The organism is Rubinisphaera italica (genome assembly GCF_007859715.1).
In the GTDB taxonomy this organism is placed as follows: domain Bacteria; phylum Planctomycetota; class Planctomycetia; order Planctomycetales; family Planctomycetaceae; genus Rubinisphaera; species Rubinisphaera italica.
Window position 1 is genome coordinate 4,902,728 of record NZ_SJPG01000001.1, and the last position, 19,227, is coordinate 4,921,954.

At 50.2% G+C, this 19,227-nt stretch carries 13 protein-coding genes and 2 pseudogenes; 8 read left to right on the forward strand and 7 right to left on the reverse strand.

Going from position 1 to position 19,227, the window contains the following annotated elements; translation table 11 throughout:
- Positions 1 to 252: 252 nt before the first annotated feature.
- Together Pan54_RS18580 and hmpA are read right to left on the reverse strand one after the other, a co-directional pair.
- Positions 253 to 846, reverse strand: coding sequence for a hypothetical protein (locus Pan54_RS18580; RefSeq protein ID WP_146504904.1), 594 nt, complete (start codon positions 844 to 846; stop codon positions 253 to 255).
- Positions 847 to 1,436: 590 nt separating this feature from the next.
- A complete protein-coding gene (gene hmpA, locus Pan54_RS18585) occupies positions 1,437 to 2,645 on the reverse strand; it encodes an NO-inducible flavohemoprotein (protein WP_315852395.1) in 1,209 nt (402 codons plus the stop codon).
- Between the two features lie 156 nt (positions 2,646 to 2,801).
- Between hmpA and Pan54_RS18590 the strand changes: the two genes are divergently transcribed.
- The 3 genes and pseudogenes from Pan54_RS18590 (at position 2,802) to Pan54_RS18600 (ending at position 5,753) form a co-directional block, all read left to right on the forward strand.
- A complete protein-coding gene (locus Pan54_RS18590) occupies positions 2,802 to 3,221 on the forward strand; it encodes an RrF2 family transcriptional regulator (protein ID WP_146504905.1) in 420 nt (139 codons plus the stop codon).
- Positions 3,222 to 3,405: 184 nt separating this feature from the next.
- The gene (locus Pan54_RS18595) at positions 3,406 to 4,173 is read left to right on the forward strand and encodes a TVP38/TMEM64 family protein (RefSeq protein WP_146504906.1); all 768 of its coding nucleotides are present in this window, start codon (positions 3,406 to 3,408) and stop codon (positions 4,171 to 4,173) included.
- A gap of 24 nt (positions 4,174 to 4,197) precedes the next feature.
- Positions 4,198 to 5,753, forward strand: a pseudogene (locus Pan54_RS18600) (mercuric reductase).
- Between the two features lie 122 nt (positions 5,754 to 5,875).
- Here Pan54_RS18600 and Pan54_RS18605 read toward each other — a convergent pair.
- Entirely contained in the window at positions 5,876 to 8,017 is a 2,142-nt protein-coding gene (locus Pan54_RS18605) for an acetylxylan esterase (RefSeq protein WP_146504907.1), read from the reverse strand.
- Between the two features lie 18 nt (positions 8,018 to 8,035).
- Positions 8,036 to 8,275 (reverse strand): annotated as a pseudogene (locus Pan54_RS18610) (hypothetical protein); the annotation flags it as partial.
- Between the two features lie 476 nt (positions 8,276 to 8,751).
- Between Pan54_RS18610 and Pan54_RS18615 the strand changes: the two are divergent.
- On the forward strand, positions 8,752 to 10,263 hold the full coding sequence (locus Pan54_RS18615) for a hypothetical protein (RefSeq protein WP_146504909.1): 1,512 nt from the start codon (positions 8,752 to 8,754) through the stop codon (positions 10,261 to 10,263).
- Between the two features lie 37 nt (positions 10,264 to 10,300).
- Here Pan54_RS18615 and rlmB read toward each other — a convergent pair whose 3' ends face one another.
- Positions 10,301 to 11,098 (reverse strand): 23S rRNA (guanosine(2251)-2'-O)-methyltransferase RlmB, encoded by a 798-nt coding sequence (gene rlmB, locus Pan54_RS18620; protein WP_146504910.1) that lies wholly within the window; start codon positions 11,096 to 11,098, stop codon positions 10,301 to 10,303.
- A gap of 1,276 nt (positions 11,099 to 12,374) precedes the next feature.
- Here rlmB and Pan54_RS18625 point away from each other — a divergent pair.
- Positions 12,375 to 14,315 (forward strand): tetratricopeptide repeat protein, encoded by a 1,941-nt coding sequence (locus Pan54_RS18625; RefSeq protein ID WP_146504911.1) that lies wholly within the window; start codon positions 12,375 to 12,377, stop codon positions 14,313 to 14,315.
- 49 nt (positions 14,316 to 14,364) lie between these two features.
- Here Pan54_RS18625 and Pan54_RS18630 read toward each other — a convergent pair whose 3' ends face one another.
- Together Pan54_RS18630 and tadA are read right to left on the reverse strand one after the other, a co-directional pair.
- Positions 14,365 to 14,781: a hypothetical protein gene (locus Pan54_RS18630; RefSeq protein ID WP_146504912.1), complete on the reverse strand. Its 417-nt coding sequence runs from the start codon at positions 14,779 to 14,781 to the stop codon at positions 14,365 to 14,367.
- Complete coding sequence (gene tadA, locus Pan54_RS18635) at positions 14,782 to 15,270, reverse strand: tRNA adenosine(34) deaminase TadA (protein ID WP_146504913.1); 489 nt, start codon at positions 15,268 to 15,270, stop codon at positions 14,782 to 14,784.
- A 239-nt stretch (positions 15,271 to 15,509) separates the two neighbouring features.
- On the opposite strand from tadA, the gene Pan54_RS18640 reads away from it, so the two are divergent.
- The 3 genes from Pan54_RS18640 to Pan54_RS18650 all read left to right on the forward strand — a co-directional run bounded on the left by Pan54_RS18640 (position 15,510) and on the right by Pan54_RS18650 (position 18,795).
- Positions 15,510 to 17,018, forward strand: coding sequence for a Gfo/Idh/MocA family protein (locus Pan54_RS18640; RefSeq protein WP_146504914.1), 1,509 nt, complete (start codon positions 15,510 to 15,512; stop codon positions 17,016 to 17,018).
- A 107-nt stretch (positions 17,019 to 17,125) separates the two neighbouring features.
- Positions 17,126 to 17,953, forward strand: coding sequence for a 7-carboxy-7-deazaguanine synthase QueE (locus tag Pan54_RS18645; RefSeq protein WP_146504915.1), 828 nt, complete (start codon positions 17,126 to 17,128; stop codon positions 17,951 to 17,953).
- A complete protein-coding gene (locus Pan54_RS18650) occupies positions 17,950 to 18,795 on the forward strand; it encodes a hypothetical protein (protein ID WP_146504916.1) in 846 nt (281 codons plus the stop codon). Before Pan54_RS18645 ends, Pan54_RS18650 begins: the two co-directional genes overlap by 4 nt.
- The last annotated feature ends 432 nt before the right edge of the window (positions 18,796 to 19,227 follow it).

The window sequence follows — 19,227 nt, forward strand, 5'->3', positions numbered from 1 at the left end:
GTGCTTTCAGCACACGACCGACAAAGTCGGTCGGGCCACCCTGCGAATAAATAATAGGTCGTCAAGTTCGGAGTCCGTGAAAGGTGCGTCGAGACGCACCCTACGAAACTGATCCTCCTTGAATTTCATCAATGAGGATAACAATCTGACGAGAATTAGGGAATTACAACTGTAGTATTAAGCCAGCAGTGGCACCCGGCGCTCGGCATCTAAAACAGTCAACACGCATCTGACTCAAGATGCATTGTCACATCAGCAGCCTGACATAACTTCGCTCCATGACTTGATACTTTTATCCCTTTGCACCTCGTATTTGTGCTTGATGGCGAACGGAATCTTGGAGCCATCGTTTGTAATGAAGTTGCCCTCCAGCTGGAGCGTGAACGGCTTGTCTTGGGAGATAACACCGGAGATCTTCCCGGAGATGACCAGGAGTCTGGTTTTCTCAATGCGTCCACCTGCCACACTGTTTGTGGCTTCATAGGGTCGGGCGGCAAAACGCAGCGGTAGTTTTTGCGCGGCGGCTCCAGGATCGTCCGTTCCATCGTTGTATGTTACGACGAGTTTGGTGAACTCTGCCTCGGCATACGTGAAAGTCTCATCTGAGTAGTCGATACCGATGGAGTAGGGCGGACTGGTTTTGATGGTTCCACCAAACATGCTGCTCATCTTCACGTTGGTATCGATATGGATATTCGGTTGCGGCCCCGCGGCAGGTGGAATGGGGGCTACTGGGACAAACATCACCGTGTCACACTTGTAGGAAAGTCCCGATGCCCCGGCATTACTCTGACTGCAAGAGGGCATCAACGTACAAAAACAGATCAGGGAGATGGTTGCTTTCATAAGTTCTAAGGCCTCTCGGATAATTGGCAGAACAAATTGATAAACAAAATTGACTTCTGTTTAATGAAGTTTGAAATTCTGAATATCACATCTCGTCATTATTCACTGAGGAATCGAGACCTGTCAACCAGGAGAAAGCTCATCGGAACTTCTTTGGCTGCGGTTCCGATCGCTGGTGCCTCACTCACTACGTTCCTTAAATGATTCGCTGAGCTGGGTTTAAAAAAATTGCCCTTCATGATTTATTCAGTGATGGAAGTTTATGGCCGGGGGGGGTGGAAAAAATTCTTAGTGATTTTCGAGTTGGTTGTTACGGAGATTGGTGACGTTTTTGAAATGAGGAAAGGTGGATGTCGAGCAATATGATATTTGGTCAGCGGGAGTGAAAAAGCGATTTATCAACTCAAAAACGAGCTTTTACTGATTTTCTGTCTTTCTGGAAAAGTAGGAAGGCAGGCAGGAGCCTGCCCTATGTGGCTTGCGTTTTGTGCTTGTAAGTTTTTCCGAGCGTTTTTTGATTCGGGGGCTTCTCTTCGAGAGCGCCCCCGCCACCCGTCGTCCGTGGTCCGGTACAGTCTGAGCTACATCTCTCAGTTTGAAGAGTGGATGTTCTGTTTGGGGCCGAAGAATTCCAGGTGGATTTTCTGGTTGTCGACTCCGAGTTGGAGGAGTGAGTTGACGGCACCTTCCATGAAGGGTTTGGGGCCGCAGATGTAATAGTCTGCGGTTTCGATTGGAGTCCACTCCTGTAGTTTTTGTGTAGTGAGAAGACCTTCGAGATCGCACTTGTTGTGCGACAGGTCCTCTGGCAATGGCTGATCGTAGATCGTATGTGTTGTGACATCTTTTCCGCTGGATTTGAGTTGTTGAACTTCCTCGGCAAATGCGTGGAGGCGGCTGTTGCGGGCGGCCTGGATGAAGTGGATTGGAGAATCGAAGTTTGATTTCACGAGCGATTTTGCCATCGCGAGTAGTGGTGTGACACCGATTCCGCCAGCGATGAAGACGATGGGCTGATTTTTTGTGGTCGTGGGATCCAAAGTGAATTCGCCGCAAGGGGGGCCGACTTGAATTGTGTTGCCGGGATTGATGCGGTTATGGAGGTGATTGGAAATGATTCCACTGGGGGCATCTGCATTTAATGCGGATTCTTTTTTTACGCTGATGCGAAAATGATCCTGGCCGGGGGAATCCGAGAGGCTGTAATTTCGGGCTGAGGTTGGCGTTTCGAGTTCATCAAACTTGATGGTGAGGTATTGACCAGGCAGGTAATTGGGGATTTCTTTGCCGTCGGCTGGTTTCAGGTAGAAGGATGTGACGATGTCGCTTTCGGGGATTTTGCGGTCGACGATGAATTCGCGGTAACCGTTCCAGCCGCCTGGCTTTGTGCTTTGCTCAAGATAGATTGCTTCTTCTCGACTGATACAGACATCCGCCAAGACACCATAAGCTTCGGCGACAGCTGCAATGATTTCGTCTGTCGCAGCATCGCCCATGACTTCTTGAATTGCATCGAGCAGATGCCGACCTACGATCGGGTAGTGTTCAGGTATAATACCCAGCGAGCAATGTTTTTGAGCAATCAACTCTATGGCTGGTAATAAGACTTCAAGGTTGTCAATATGAGTGAAGTAAGCACATATAGCCCCAGCCAGTGCTTTTTGCTGGCCGCCAGAGTGCTGATGAGCCTGATTGAAGTACGCTTTCACTTCTGGATTTGCCGCAAACATTCGCTCATAATAGCAACGTGTGATCGTTTCAGCATTGACAGCAACTACGGGGGTGATTTGCTTGACGATTCAAATCGTATTTAAACTGAGCATAAGAGCGGGTTCCGACTCATTGAATTTCAAGTGGACAACTTCAATGGCTTTAATACTTCACGAAAACATATAGATTCTAATAATGCACACCAAGGTGCAGTATTTAGTTCCCTGGAAGATTAAGGCGAATAAATGCTTTCAAAAACTGCAGAATATGCGCTGAGGGCCGTTGTACTAATGAGTAGTCATGAGAATCAGCCTATTTCGGCTGATGTGATGGCGGAAAAGACGAAGGTGCCACGGAGGTATCTGACACGTGTTCTCCAGGATCTGTCGGCAGCCGGGCTGGTGAATTCGCGGTCGGGTCCTGGAGGTGGCTATGAACTGGCGATCCCTGCTTCTGACTTAACGATTCTGGATGTCGTGAATGCCGTTTCCCCTCTCGAAAGAATTCGATCATGCCCGTTGGGATTGAAGTCGCACACCGATTTGTGTCCGCTACATGCCGAGCTGGATAAAGCCTATGCTGCGACGGAGTCTGCCTTTAAGAATGTCACACTGGAGCAACTTCTGAAATCGACAAATCCGATTGTGTCATTTTGTGATATTTGATAGGGATTTTCGGGGAGCTGTGATCTCCTCTATTCATTTCGAATTTGAAACTCTCTAAAGGCATCTGTCGGTCAGGCATAGCTTGAGTTCCGGCCTGACCTACGACTGAAAGAATATTCAAGGCCACTCAAAATCCTGTTATAAATTGAGCAGGCAAGCCTTTAGGATTTTATGAGGAACATCAATGAGTGATCCCACTCCGCTGGAGGAGAACGTATCTCGGAGGACTTCTTACTGGAAGTGGATTCTGCTGGCTGTGTTTGTCGTTGCAGTGGGTGGACTTTATGTGCAGTTTGGTGATTTGTTTTCGCTGAGTTCTCTGGCGGAGCGTGAGTCTCAGTTACGGGAATATCAGCAGCAACATCCTGTTCTGATTTACGGAATCGCGTTTGCGATTTATGTGATGGTGACAGGACTTTCGCTACCTGGAGCGGCTGGGCTGACACTGGCTTATGGCTGGTATTTCGGACTGTTGCCGGGCGTGATCCTTGTCAGTTTTGCTTCAACGACGGGTGCGACGATTGCTTTTCTCATCAGTCGTTTTTTCTTCCGGGATACCATTCAGAAGCAATTTGGGAAGCGGCTCAAGAGCTTTAATGAGTCGCTGGAAAAGGAAGGTCCGTTCTTTCTGTTTACTCTGCGACTCATTCCTGCGGTTCCCTTCTTTGTGATCAATGCCGTTATGGGACTCACGCCGATCAAAACCTGGACCTTCTGGTGGGTCAGTCAAATTGGGATGTTGCCCGGGACCTTCATTTATGTTTATGCAGGCTCAAGTGTGCCCTCACTTCAACAACTGGCCAAGGATGGAGTTAAGGCGATTTTTACTCCGGGGCAATTGACCCAAATTCTGATTGCCTTTGTGTTACTTGGTCTGTTTCCGCTACTGGTGCGTTATCTTATGAAGTTTTTCATCAAAGATCCTGCTTCATTGAAACCGACTGAAAACTAACATCAACGATGATCGTGCAATACTATGAACGACTCTCCCTCACAAGCTCCTTTTGCTCCCCTGCTTCCTTTTGACGAGTACAATCAAAAACTGGAGCAGAACGTTCATCCAGCCGATTGGGTCAATCCTGAGCCGAGGAAACCCTATCATCTGGTTGTGCTTGGAGCTGGCACGTCCGGATTAGTGACTGCGGCAGCGGCTGCCGGTCTGGGGGCGAGAGTGGCACTTATCGAACGTGAGTTGATGGGTGGGGACTGCCTGAATGTTGGTTGTGTCCCCTCCAAAGGAATGATTCATGCCGCTCGGGTGGCTGCCAGTTTGAAAGAAGCCAGAGCGTTCGGATTCACTGAGAACAAAAACGCTCCGTTAGATTTTGAACTGGTCATGCAGCGGATGCGTCGGCTGCGGGCGGAGATCAGTCCTAATGATTCGGCAGAACGGTTTCAGAAACTGGGAGTCGATGTTTTTTTTGGTCAGGCCAGTTTTGTCGATGAGGCCTCGATACAGGTGACTCGAAGCGATGGACAAGCACAGAGACTGAATTATCGAAAAGCGGTGATTGCGACGGGCGCCCGGGCAACTGCTCCTGAAATACCGGGTTTGGACAGGGTCCATTATTTGACAAACGAAACTCTTTATTCACTGACGAAATCACCAGCAACGTTCGGAGTCATCGGCAGTGGACCAGTCGGGTGTGAAATGGCACAGGCGTTCGCCCGTCTCGGCAGTCAGGTCTTTGTGTTTGAGCGGTCTTCTCGATTATTATCGAAAGAAGATCCTTGTGCTGCGGAAATTCTTGAGCAGCAATTCGTCAAAGATGGGATTGAGATGATCTTCAACAGTCAGGAAATGCAGATTGAAAAAACGTCTGACGAGAAAATTCGCGTGCAGGTTACCCAGGCGGGGAAGGTTCGTACTGAGATCGTGGAACAATTGTTGGTCGCTGTTGGTCGGGCTCCCAATGTTGAGGATCTGAATCTGGGATCTGTCGGAGTGGAATTTGACAAGTCTGGCGTAAAAGTGAACGACCATTTGCAAACGACGAATCCAAAAATATTTGCGGCTGGTGATATCTGCTCGAAATATAAATTCACTCACATCGCCGACTTTCAGGCGCGAATCGTGATACAGAATGCATTGTTCGCACTCGGTCCATTTGGCAAGAAGAAAGCGAGTGATCTTATCGTCCCGTGGGCGACTTACACTTCACCTGAAGTGGCTCATGTGGGATTGTCGGAAACGGATGCCGAGAAAGCTGGGATCGAAATTGATACTTACACTCAGGAATTGGCGGAGGTCGATCGGGCGATTCTGGAAGATCAGGATGCGGGTTTCGTAAAAGTGCATACGAAAAAAGGATCGGATCAGATTCTCGGAGCAACAATTGTCGCCAACAATGCGGGCGATTTGATTTCGGAAATCACCCTGGCGATGAACAATCATATCGGCCTTTCAAAAATTGCCAGTGCGATTCATCCGTACCCGACTCAGGCTGAGGCGATCAATTTAATCGTACGAAGTTGACGGATTTCAACAAGAAGATTCTGGATTTACTGCGGTGGTTGAACGTGGGCGGTTAGACCCATTTTCAAATGGCCTCTGCAGTCGCATGGACACCATATGTCCTAAAACACCGTGTTTGCTCCTGCTGAAGGCTGCAGGTCATTTTTGATTATGCTCTCGTCGGCTGGGCTGGGGGGTTTCAATTACTCGAGAGCCACTCGCTGGCCGCTGCTTGCTCTTGGGCGGATTCGCCGGTGAACGTCACCAGCTTATCAGCCTGGGATGTGGCCTGATAGGCGGCGGTGATTGTCGCAGGTGTCTGGGTTTCGCCGGCCAGCCACAGGGGGCGCGGAGCCTGCAGAGCGATCAAGCCGGGGAGATCGAGATACTTTGCTCCACCGGGTAAGAACATTGGATTCCGATAATCGAGCACTTTGCCAAAACGAAACCCATTGGTGTCGATGGCTGTGCGGTCAATCGCATCGTCAGCGAGCCCGCTGGCAACGGCAACGATGGGGCCGGTGCCGTGCCATCCGGCAACAGCAACGTTTTTATACTCGATGTTCGGACCGAGGCTGGAGTCTGTATTACGCAGGAAACTTACGATGCTTAATACATCGTGCGTGCGTTTCGCGAATAAGGAATGGTTGTAGCCAAAGGTGTAGCCTGCGAATTCGCGGGGATTAGCAACGACGCGAGTCTGCTTGACTGCTTCGCCATCTTGATCGAACAAGTCGGCACCCAATACGGCGGAGCCCGCTTGAACCAGCTTCATCACTGCGGGGTTCACGCTGCCGTCGTCAGTGCAAACCGCGGCTTTGCCTGTCTCATCGAGCCAAATGACAACGCGGCCATTCCATTGTTTTGGACTGAGCCAAACGACGTTCACTTCCTCGCCGTAGGTTTTGTTGAGTAGCGTCCCGGTTTGTTGAACGTAGTCGGCTCGATCCTGCTTGTCTTGCGGTGCCCATTGCACGTCCCCGGCATTGGCGTAGCTGCGACCGATGAGTACCTCAGCGGCAGGGCGGATCACGTCTCGCAAGCCTTCAGGTGTGGCTGCGATATCCTGGAGTTGCTGTTCGGCATCTTCAGTAAACCATGCCAGTAAGTTGCGTTCGAAATCTGGATCGGCGGCCTTTGGTGCGGGATGCTTTTCGTCCCAGACGCTGAGTTGGTCGGGTGAGAGTGGATCGAAATCGTCTTCGACCACAGGGGCCTGGAAACCGAGTTTAAAATGCTTGTTGAGGAACGTGTAGAAAGCAGAGCGTGTGACCGCGTTGTAGTTATGCGGGAAGTGTTCGCCACGTTTCAGGAAGACGTTATCCTGCTTGCCGTAGGCCATGTAGAGTTTTTGCAGATCGGGGAAGCCTTTGGTCGCCATCTCCTTAGTCCAGTCGTTTGCGGTGTTCATGCCTTGAGGCTTTGGTGCAAACAAAGCGGCAAACTCGACATTGCCGGTATTCACACGTAACAAGCTGGCGTTCTCGCAGGTGCAGCCCCCCTGCATGGAGGTGCTGACCATGACGACGGGGAAGGAGAGTTTGATGCGGTCATCGATTGCCGCCAGGATCATCGTTTGAGTCCCGCCGCCGCTGGCACCGGTGACAGCGACTCGTTCCGGATCGACCTCCGGCAGGCTGAGCAGAAAGTCCAGCCCGCGGACGGCGTTGAGTGTTTGCAGGCCCATGACATTCTGGCAATGCGACTCGGCTTGAGGGCTAAACAGACCCCAGTCCTTAGTCGTGTTCATCTCCGGCCTTTGTTTCGCAAAACCGTGCACAAGCTCACGCGAGAGCTGTATCGAATCTGAATCGCCGAGCATATCCCACTGCCAAACCACACAGCCCATGCGGGCCAGTTGACGACACTGCGACTGGTAGGTGCTGCGACCGGCTCGTTCAAACCGCTCGGCTCCATCGGCGATTAGGTTTCGCAATGTATTATCGGCTGTCAGATCCAAACGCGCATCCTTGTGGTGTCCGTGTGCGAGCATGACACCCGGCGCCTTGCCCTGGATGTTAGTCGGGCGGTACAGATTGCCCGTCACGAAGAAACCGGGTGCACTCTCGAAATAAACTTTCTCGACGGTGTATCCATCGCCCTCGATCTTGCCGTGAATTACGGGATTGAGAGGTGTCTTGGTTGGCATCGGCCAGAGGCCGGTCGCGACCAGAATCTGCCGCCGTACGTACTCCCTGCGTTGTTCCCATTGTTCGATCGATTCCGGCGGATTGAAGGGGAAATAGCCGTTCAAATCCTTGAGCGGCTGATGGCGGACGTCTTCGGCGGAAGTCGTCACAGTAATGCACAGCAGAGCGACTAGAACGATGAAGTGTTTCATGAAGATATTCCTGTACTTTCAAGCAGTGACCCGGAACTGTTGCCTGACTGATTGGTGGATTCCGTTTTGAAATGCGCGGGTTTTGGGTTCGAACAGTTCGTGTGGTGATTTGAATTGGTACTGTTTGCGAGGACGTTGGTTCAACTCCACCACGGCAGCTTGAACTTCCTCGACTTTCAGTTTACGGAAATCGTTCCCTTTCGGAAAGTATTGCCGCAGTTGCCCATTGGTGTTCTCATTCTGAACGGGTTGCCACGACTGACGGGCGGCTTTCACGGCAAAATCCTATCCGGCGAAATCCTTCCCAGCTGCATCCGAATTCCGACGCAGTTTGGGGAAATCGTGCAGGGGTCTCGGGACAGATCTCGATCAATTTCTACCCGGGAGTGTCCCAGGGTATGCATATGCGCTATGGATTCGCGTTCCTCAGTAGTAAGATATGAGTATAACATTTGTGATTTCCTCTTGTCGGATTGATGGTTGTCAGATCAAAACAAACCAACTCACGGTTGCCAATGTTTTTCCATCAACCTGTGCATTTCAAAATTGAAGCCAAGGCCTGGAAAGCCTCATCACAACAATTTTCGGGATATCATCGGTTCTGTATCTTTTCTTAACACGATCCCCAATTCCAAATGTATTTACTCAGACTGTCTGATCTTGAATTCTTCGTTGGTCCTGGAGTTGTTTCACGGCTGCGCGTGCTGATTGCATGCCTAATTCTGATGTCTGTTATGGTTCCTCAGACTTCAATTCAGGCGCAGGAGAGCTCGAGCAAACAGCAACCCGCAGAATCCAAACGAGAACCGCTATCACTTATTCGACCTCATGTTGACATCTTGTTGTACATGCATCCTGCAGCGATTGAGGATGTCCACGAGCTCGACCTCATTCAGGAACTGGAACGAAATCTTGTGAATACATGGGGGGATTCGCTCGACTGGCGGTTTGAATTCCTGAAGGAAGTGCTGTGGCCACAGGTTCCCGAGATGAGAATTCCGTTGAACGCCCCAGGTCGCCCGGAAACAATGGGAGCGACCATGATTGACTTGCAAGTCGGATACGCTTCAGGACGTTGGGAAATTTCTTCGCGTCGCTGGCTGGCGCTTACAAACGAATGGACGACCGGAGTCAATCGCACTGTTCGCTCTGGCGAACTGTTGCCGATGCATCTGGCATTGGCCATTGTTGAAGCCTATGCGGCTGTTGTTCAAATTGAAACCGTCGATGTCGACACAGTCGACGGATTATTGATGGCGGGTGAATACAATGTGAACGATGCTTCATTGCCACTGCTGAAAACAGGCGATTATCTTGAGGTCCTGCTGTTGTATTACGATCGCGATGGGCAACTTGTCACCCGACAGAAACTCTCCTGGACCTATCTGCAGGTACGGCAGCGCGATCGAGGACGCGTGATTTGTGAAATTCATTCGGCTTTCCGGAATCCTATCTCTCGTACCCGCAGGCGAGTAGAAGTGATGGCCTATCGCGTTTCGCCTCAAATCGAAGAAACTTCACTGCACTTGAGCAGACGCGGTTCTTATGTTCGGGATTTTCAATTGGGGCGAGTCTATCTGACAAACTGGCACGTGACTGCAGCAGCAGAAGAAGACGGGGCTGAAAAACCAGTCCGATTACAGGTTGCGGATCGAAATGGTGATCTGACTCTGAATACGGCTGTACTCACAGAGGAACTCGGCTCTCCATTTCTGAAACTTGAAGTGATGAGCGAAGACGTCGTGGTCGCTCGAGTTCCTTATCTGCTGGGAACTCAACGCGAGTTGACATTGACGGTGCCCGATGATTCAGCCCGCGTAGCCGCGTCGATCCGTTTTGAGCAACTCAAGACAGAACTCCTGCGTGTCACAGCCAAGCGGGCGACTTTAATTGCTGCTTTGAAGCAATTGATTGATGACCCACGCGAAATCGATCCTGAGCAGTTCTTCAGTCAAATCGAAGAATTGCCCAGCCGTGAGCAGTTTCTCACGCAATCCAATCTTATCCGCGTCAGTAATGAAACAGAATTACTCGAACTGGGAAATCGAGTGGCTGCCAATCAGGTCCGTAAAATGGCGGAAGCGTCCGAAGCTCTGATCAATCGCTTTCTGGATGAAGAACCTCTGACCGAACTGAAACTTGCCCTCAACTATGGCGATCCCCCAACAGTCCAACCGACACCGGAAGATCCTCAGCCCGCAGCCAAACCTCGCAAAGGTGTCGTGATTCCGCAGTTCAACAAGTAAGCCTCAAAAGGTTCGTCCTGATGCATCGGGGAATAGATCAGGGCAAAGAGTTCCGCAAAGACGAAAGCTCATACATCAGAATGCCGGCTGAGACAGCCGCGTTCAAGGATTCGACTCCAGGTGCCATTGGGATTCTGACAGAGTTCGTGCAGAGGGTTTTCAGCTCTCTTGCGATGCCTTCGGCTTCGTTTCCCATGATGATTGCCAGAGGTTGCTGGCGGTGTTCCGATTGTTGAAAGATTTGACGGATCTCGAGGGAGCCGTTTTGTTCGGCTGAGAACAGAGCGGAGTTTTTTAAGAGCAGGGCTTGAATGGCTTGCGTCAGATTTTCGAGCTGACAAATCGGGATACGATTGACCATGCCAACCGAACTACGAGCCACATGGCTGGTCACACCAACCTGATTGTTTTGTCCGATCAGGATCCCCGTCATGCCGAATGCTGCTGCGGAGCGGACGATCGCTCCGAAGTTGTAGGGATCCTGGATGCAATCGAGAATAACAAATCGACTTTGCGGCGAGATCTGTGTCAACAGTTGTTCAAAGTTTGCATACGGAAACGGTCCCATCAATGCGAGGACACCTTGATGGTCTCGCGATTTGCAGAGCTGTTCGATTCGCTTGGAAGATTGCCGTTCAAGCGGAATGTTTGCAGAAATCGCTGCTTGTTCAATTTGTTGATGAATCGGCTGATTCGCATTCTCGGCCAGAATCAGTTCATAAATCGGCCAGCGCCCCCCTTCGAGGGTTTCCGCGACGCAAAGCGAACCCCACAACCAGCTTTTCTGATGGTTGGAGAGCAACGGTTGAGCGGAATTATGTCGAGGGCGAGCCATTAAAGTTTGACCGATGTAACACTTGGAAATTCATTTCAAGTTAGCGATTTGAATCGGTCATTGAAAGCCGTGATCCACGGCAATCGTTCGCTTTCTCACGAGTGTTTGCCAGAAGTTCCGTTAAAATTCATTCCTCTACCGCGTTCCAAATGAAAACCGGAGAAATCCATCAATCTGCAGGAGCACTGGTTCAGACCGGATGAACGGTGAAAAACAATCAAACCCGGGTGGCGGGGGCGCTTTCTAAGAGAAGCTCCCGAATCTTTGAACGTCCGGGGGCTTCCGCTAAAACGGAGCGCCCCCGCCACCCCGGACCGCGGTTTCAGCAATAAAAAAACCCTGCCGCATACGACGGCAGGGTTACAAAACATCACTCGATTCGTCTTCGCACGCAGGCGAAAAAGTACGTCATTGATTTTAATGGGCAGATTTCTGCAGGAGCGAGCTTTGTAAGCTGAGTCTCCAGATGCCCATGCGACGGCCCTCGGTCAAGCAAAATGCTTCTTAGTGGCAACCGCATCCGCGGCAGCTTCGGCAACTGCGGCAGCTGTTACAGCTGCGACATGAGCGACAGCTTCGGCAACTACGACATGAACTGCAGCAGCGGCCTTGTGGGGCTTGCTTGTCAGATCGCAATTTGCTGACTTCTTTGACCAGTTTCGTACCTGTTGTTTTTGTGAAAGTTTTCATCGTTCTCTCGCTTTCGTGGTGGACTAAAATAGTGAGTTTGTTTTGACATTCAGTGATGTCTCATACTCTTACAGCGAAAGAGGAACGTGAACGGGGACAAAATCTTCCCTGGTTTTTTTGAAAATTTTTAAAATCCGGGCCAATTCCCTGAGAATCCGCTGTAATCCAATGGATTGAACTGGGGATGGAAATGACTGGTCGGGCGAGCCGAGTCAGTTTTGACTTGGGTTTTATCAGGATACTTTTGGCAGTGCGGCTGGAGACTGAACATGGGATCTGAACAAAGGGTACCATTCAGCCAAATGCGATTTCTGGATGATTTTATCGAAGACACCCGATGGTCATCTCGTAATTCGTGTCAAGAACACACTGTTTTGCCTCAGATCTCCTGCTCTTCTGGTAAATTTTACAAGTTGCTGGTCGGTTTGAGCGATTTTCAAATCCTCTCGACACGATTGTCGGAATTGCGTTATACCACCGGGTTGACAGACTCCAATCTGTTTGATTTTTGTTATTTTCCTGCCTGTATGTGGCATTTGGTTGCCTGAGAATACAGGCCAACTGTTCCACGGTTCGCGGAACGACTATGAAATACACTCTCATTTTATTCAGTATCTGCTGCCTGCTCACAACAGGCTGCCAGTCCGGTTCGATGTCGTCTCGATGGGCCAATTTGTTTGGTCCCAAAGATTCCCAACATACGCTGGCTCAGTCGACCAATGCGCAGAGGGATTCCAAGTCTGCCTCCCCCTCCTCTCAACTGCTGGCCGGGGATGACTTTCGCAAAGGGGAAGCGGATCTTCAAAGTGGAAATCTGAAACAGGCCAGGAAGCACTTTATGGCTGTGGTTGTTGCAGAACCGGACAATGCAAAAGCTCATCATCGGCTAGCTTATATTGATGATAAAACAAAAGATTACGCATCGGCTGAAATTCACTATTTGACGGCGATGCGTCTGGAACCTGATAATCCTGATATTGTCTGCGATCTGGGCTATTCCTATATGCTCCAGAACCGTGAAAAGGATGGCCGAAGGTATCTCGAGAAGGCATTGCAGATTGATCCCCGTCATCAATCCAGTTTGCTCAATCTGGCAACATTAAAGGCCAGTGAGGGAGATTATCAGGGATCGCTGGCACTGTTTCGACAGGCAGGTTCCGAACAGGAAGCGCAGGCGAATATCGCACGATTGTTCCCGGGAGGTCCTCCTGCGGGCGGGAACGATATTCAAATGGCGAGTAATGAAAATCGACAACCGCCAAGCGAAGCAACACTGGAACTGCAACGAAAAATTGCACAGGCTCGCAATAATGAACGTGCAGAAGGTTTGCAGGCGTTTCAGGAATTGCCGGTTGCTCAAAATCCCAAGCGAATCCCACGACAAAAAGAAAATACGCCACCGGATTTTTCAAAGATGAATCCCCGGGAAATCCCCTCGGGATCAATAAACGATGCCTTCGCTCAAATTGATGAGGAATACGAACACCAACGGCTGCGGAATCACGATTCTACAAATTCGAATCCTGCTCTGATCGATGATACGCGTCCTTTTGTGGTGGGGAATTCCGAAAATCGAGTGCCAGACAACCGAGCCGTCGTCGCCCCGCATCCTTATATGGATTCAACGCCACCTGCACAGACTCCACCGCAGCAACCGATGAATGGACAAAATCAATACGCCAGCAATTCGTCCTTGCCACCAATGAATCTGGAGACGCCGCGAAATCCCGTGCCACCGCAAAAACCAGCGGCTGCTCCGATCGATATGAGCGAATATGCAGTCGTCGGGATGACCGAGGAAACTTCTGCTCCTAAAATGGAATCTCCGTCACCGTTTCCGAATTCAGCCCCAACGCCATCGCAGACCGCATTTGCGGAACCCCCTGCGATGTCGCCCCCGTCGAGTCTGCCCTCTGGTGATTCTCAGGGAAACATTTATCAGTCCGCAACAATATCGAGAAACATCCCCAATTCGCCGGAGCAAAATGCCATGCAACTGGCATTGCAGATGGGCATGAATGCTGGCCCCGGTCAGATGTTTCCGATGCCTTCCGGAAAAGCGTCGTCCCTGGGACCCGTTGCCAGCAAACCTGCTTATCAACCGGGACATCAGCGGCTGAATATCCAAACGACACCTGATCCGAATTCAGTACTGATGGATTTTGCCAATAATAACCCCAATGCTGTCACTCCTTCTTCGACTCCCGAAGTTCAATTGGGCAACTATCAACAGACACCTGCCGATGCAAGGATGGAAAAACCTTATCAGCAGGTCGGTGGTCAAAATCCGAATGTGAATAACGATCCGCCAGCGACAGAAAACAACACCATTCCGAACTGGCCACACAATCACTTTGACGAACAATCTCAGACACCAGCACAAACTCGGGGCAGCCAGTCCTCTCAGGAGGAGAGCCTGCCCTGGATGGATGCGCCTTCTCAAAAGCCAACTCCAGAACCCAGTAAACAACAGACTCTCGTGCAGCCTGAGCAGTGGCCATACTCACCGAGTACTCCAAACAGATAACGCTGCCGAATTCTTCATTGAGCAAAATGATTCTGTCAATGAATTTGTTTTAAGCGGAGCCAGATTGCAATCGGGAAATCAAATCGTTGAGGTCCTGTCGAAAAGTGGCGGGATCACTTTTGAGACGCACAGAACTGATCTGCACATCCTGAGCAGCCGCTAATTGCTCGGCTCGTTCCAGATTGCAATGCCGTTGCAATTGCTTCACCAGTGGCGAAAACAGATCGGACTTGGCCGCTTCTGTAATTTTCGGATGTTTCGAGAGAAGGTGCTGTGGAGAATTCCGTTTAACAATCTGACTGCACGCTTCAGCGGTCTCCAGTAGTCCTGCTCTGAGAGCGTAATGCACTGACAAAACCAGAAAACGATCTCGTCCCGGCTGCTGTTTTTTTCGCTGAGCCGCTTCCGCGAGAACGAGATAAATCAATAAGGCTCGTTCATCAGCCGTGAGAGTTGATTGGCTCATTTACTTCTTCCCCAGCTTTCGTTGTTGTCGGAAAAAATCCTGCAACAACTGTTTCGACTCTTCGGCCAGAACACCTCCCAAAACGGTCGACTGATGGTTGAGTCGTTCATCGGAAGTGAGCGAATATAAACTGTGGCAGGCCCCGGCTTTGGGATCGCTGGCACCGTAAATAATGGTCGGCACACGTGCCTGGATGAGCGCTCCGGCACACATGGGGCAAGGTTCGAGGCTGACATACATCACGCAACCTTCGAGCCGCCAGTCGCCTCGGGCTTCGGAAGCCTGAGTGATTGCGATCATTTCGGCATGAGCGGTCGGGTCTTTTAGCATTTCCTTTTGATTATGAGCCGAGGCGATTACGTGGCCTTCGTGGATAATAATCGCACCCACAGGAACTTCATTTTCCTCGAACGCCGCCCGAGCTTCATCGAGAGCGAGCCGCATAAAATGCTCGTGGATCTGCAGCGGATTCGGGGTTTCATCAAACATCAGTGACTCAATTCGGTGAATTGATGGCGAAATTTTCTAACTGGACTCGCCATTCGTTCCTACGGATAAATAAGTAATTTTCAGGCACAAATCGATTAACCATTTGAAATTTGACCTCGGTAATGATTAATATTGACCGATATGTTCATTTGCCCGCCGGTTCGCTCAACTCTGAAGGCCTCTTTCAGAGTTGTCCTCAAAACGAATCGACCTCCACCAAAGCTAATGGGAAATCAGCTATGACTCAACTCTCTCGTCGCGGATTCGTAAAAACTTCGGCGGCTGCTGGCCTCGGGGTTTTTGCCGCTCCATATATTGCTCGTGCAAAATCACCAAACGATAAAATCGCAGTCGCGGTTGTCGGAGCAGGCGGTCGGGGCAGTTCACACGTCTCGGCTTATCTGGGCGATAGCCGCACCGAAATCCTGTATGTCGTCGATGCTGACGAGAAAAACGGCCAGTCCAAGTGCGACGCAATCGAGAAAAAACAGGGCTTCCGTCCGACGTTCGTCCGCGATATGCGTGAAGCGTTTGATGATAATAGCGTCGATATCATGTCAACCGCCACTCCAAATCACTGGCATGCACTGGCTGGTATCTGGGCGATGCAGGCTGGAAAAGATGCCTATGTCGAAAAACCGGTTTGTCAGACCATTCAGGAAGGTCGATCGTTAATCACGGCTGCTCGCAAGTACGACAGAATGTGTCAGGTGGGAACCCAGTGTCGTTCCAGCACGGCCATTAAGGAGGCCTTCGCCTTCATGAATGAAGGTGGAATTGGCGAAGTGAATTTCGCCCGAGGCTTGTGCTACAAACGTCGTAAATCAATCGGTGCTCTGGGCGATTACGGTTATCCAGACAGCTGTGACTTCAGCCTCTGGAGTGGTCCAGCCACTTATACGGATCCCAAAGTCACCCGTCCAAGATTCCATTACGACTGGCACTGGCAGCGTCACTACGGTAACGGCGACCTGGGTAACCAGGGTCCTCACCAGACCGATGTTGCTCGCTGGGGACTGGGAATCGATACTCATCCGAAAGCGATCGTCAGTTACGGCGGACGTCTCGGATATCAAGCCGAACGCAAAGATCCGAATTACGTCGACGCCGGCGATACGCCGAACACGATCGTATCTCTTTACGATTACGGCGATAAGTCCATCACTTTCGAAACTCGTGGTTTGAGTGTCAACGATTCCGCTGACGAAGAGTTGAACAAACTCTTCCAAAGCACTTCCGGAAACAAAATCGGCGTCGTGTTCTACGGCAGCGATGGCTATCTGGTCCAATTGACCTACGGTCACTGCATCGCTTACGACAAAGACATGCAGCAGATCAAGGAGTTCAAAGGTGGTGAAAATCACTTCGGCAACTTCATTGATGCCTGCGTGAGCCGAAATATGAAAGACCTGAACGCCGATGTTCGCGAAGGACATCTTTCAGCCGGGATGAGTCACCTGGGAAATATCTCCTACTATGTTGGAGAAGAAAACAAAGTTTCTGTCGACTCATTGAAATCGGAAATGGGACGCGCGAAGGGTCTCGACAATAATGTGGAAACTGTCGAGCGAACCGTCAAACATCTGCAGGACAACGGCGTCGATCTCGAGAAGTACCCATTGGCATTGGGTCCATACCTCGAATTCGATCCTGAAAAAGAAGTCTTCACGAATTCAGAAGCAGCCAACGAGCTTCTGGGACGCGAATACCGTCCCGAATTCGTCTGCCCAACCAGCGAAAACGTGTAATTGTTTTCGCTGAATCCTGTTCGACATCACAAAGCCTGCAGAGTACTATCTGCAGGCTTTGTCTGTTTGTTGAGAACTTTCGTTAAAAATATTGTGGACTTACAAGCATGAAGCGCAAGCGAGTGTGTCCACAATTACGATTTTACACACTCGCTTGCGCTTCGTGCTTGTATTTTCCCGTTGTTTTCAGGGAACGCCGTCCCCTCGTTGACGCTTCGGGTTATGATGTTTCATTGAGTTTGTGTTGGATTGATGTGTTAATTTCAGAAATATTTGCCTCCATTCAGGGGGAAGGTCAGTTTACGGGGACGCCGAGTGTTTTCATTCGGGCGTCGGGTTGCAACCTGCGCTGTCATTTCTGTGATACTCCTTATGCGTCGTGGAACCCGGAAGGGGTTGAGATGTCGGTGGCGGAAGTGGTCAAAGCGGCTTCCGAGTGGTGGCATCCGCATGTGGTGATTACAGGAGGGGAGCCGATGATCTTCAAGCAGATGCCCGAGCTCACGACTGCCCTCAAGCGGAACGATCGCACCATCACCATTGAAACAGCGGGCACCGCTCTAATGGATGTCGAGGCCGATTTGATGTCGATCAGTCCCAAACGGAGCAACTCGACTCCCGATGCCAGCACAGGCTGGAAAGAACGGCACAATGAACGTCGGCATCGGCCTGATGTGATTCGCAGCCTGCTCGAATCGTACGAATGTCAGTTCAAATTCGTGATTGACCGAGCAGAGGATATTGACGACGTGCTCGAATATCTTTCCGAGTTTCCGGAAATCGATCACGAAAAAGTCTGGCTGATGCCACAGGCGATTGAAGCGAATGTGTTGAACGAAAAACTGCACTGGCTGCAACCATTGGCGATGGATCACGGGTTCCATCTCTCGTCACGACTCCAGATTCAACAATTCGGCAATCGGCGGGGGACATGATGAAAAATTATTGGACATGGGTGGCGGGGGCGCTCTCGAAGAGAAGCCCCCGAAGCGTCGATCACTCGGGGGCTTCCGCTCAAGCGGAGCGCCCCCGCCACCCGGCATTCATTTTATTGAGTTTGACTCTGTTGATTCTTCTCGGCTGTCAAAATACAGAAGAGGAAGGTCTAGAAAATACGGAACCATCAAACACTTCTGCACAGCTCAGTACCGAATCTGCATTTGCAGAGCAGTTGCAGGCAATCACAGATGGAACCTCTGGCTCGATTGTCGTCACAAAAGAGCTGGTCACCAGCGAACAGTTTCAACAGTTGCAGCCTCATGCAGAACGAATTGAAAAGATCGAAATCATTCGCGCAGAACTCGATCAATCAGACTTCGATTTACTGGCGACATTCAGCAATTTGAACTGGTTACGTCTTGATCTCCCAATTGACGACACCGCCTTATCTTCAATCGCCCAATGCCAATCATTGAGAATCTTAAATCTGCCTCAGGGGCAATTTACTGATCAACCACTTGAAGCGATTTCTAAACTGAAACGTCTGGAATTATTCCGATTTCACAGTCCGAATGTGACCGACGCGGGAATGAAGCAGATTGCCAATCTGCCGAAACTGAAATATCTGCATCTGCTCGAAGTGCCGATCACGGATGCGGGATTGATTCCCTTTCATGATCGTCACGATCTGCAGTCGTTTTATCTGGATGGCTCAAAAGTGACTGATGATGGTTTACGCGCCTTATTGAAAGCGAATCCAGAATTGCATCTGCATCGCGATCAATTGCATTTACCGGAAGATCCATTGGGCAAAGACCATGAAAGTATAGAGCCCTGAAACAAGCATGAATCGCAAGCGAGTGAGTGCATGAATTTCAGGAACTCGAACTGGGGGACACACACTGAGCATCTGCAAGGGCGGGGTTGCTGCAATCACCACGTCTGAACGGATATTGCGAAAGTGAAACCGGGGATCGAAGTATTATCCTTTGAAATTACAAATGAGATCAGAGTTGGTATTGTCCAAGTCTATTATTTTGGGGTGAAGAACACATTTGTTGTACCGAACGGCCAACGTGGGTTGAAACGCCTTTATCGCATGCCTGAAGGATACAGGCAAAAGGAAAATCTTGGATTCAGAGTGAGGACTGAGAAATCCTGACTTGATCTCTTTGTGATACTGTGTTTTATTCAAACATTCCAATAGTGTATGATGAGTTTCTGGAGTTCGCTGCGTTCAGCGATTACAAATGCAGATGTTTCCAGGAAT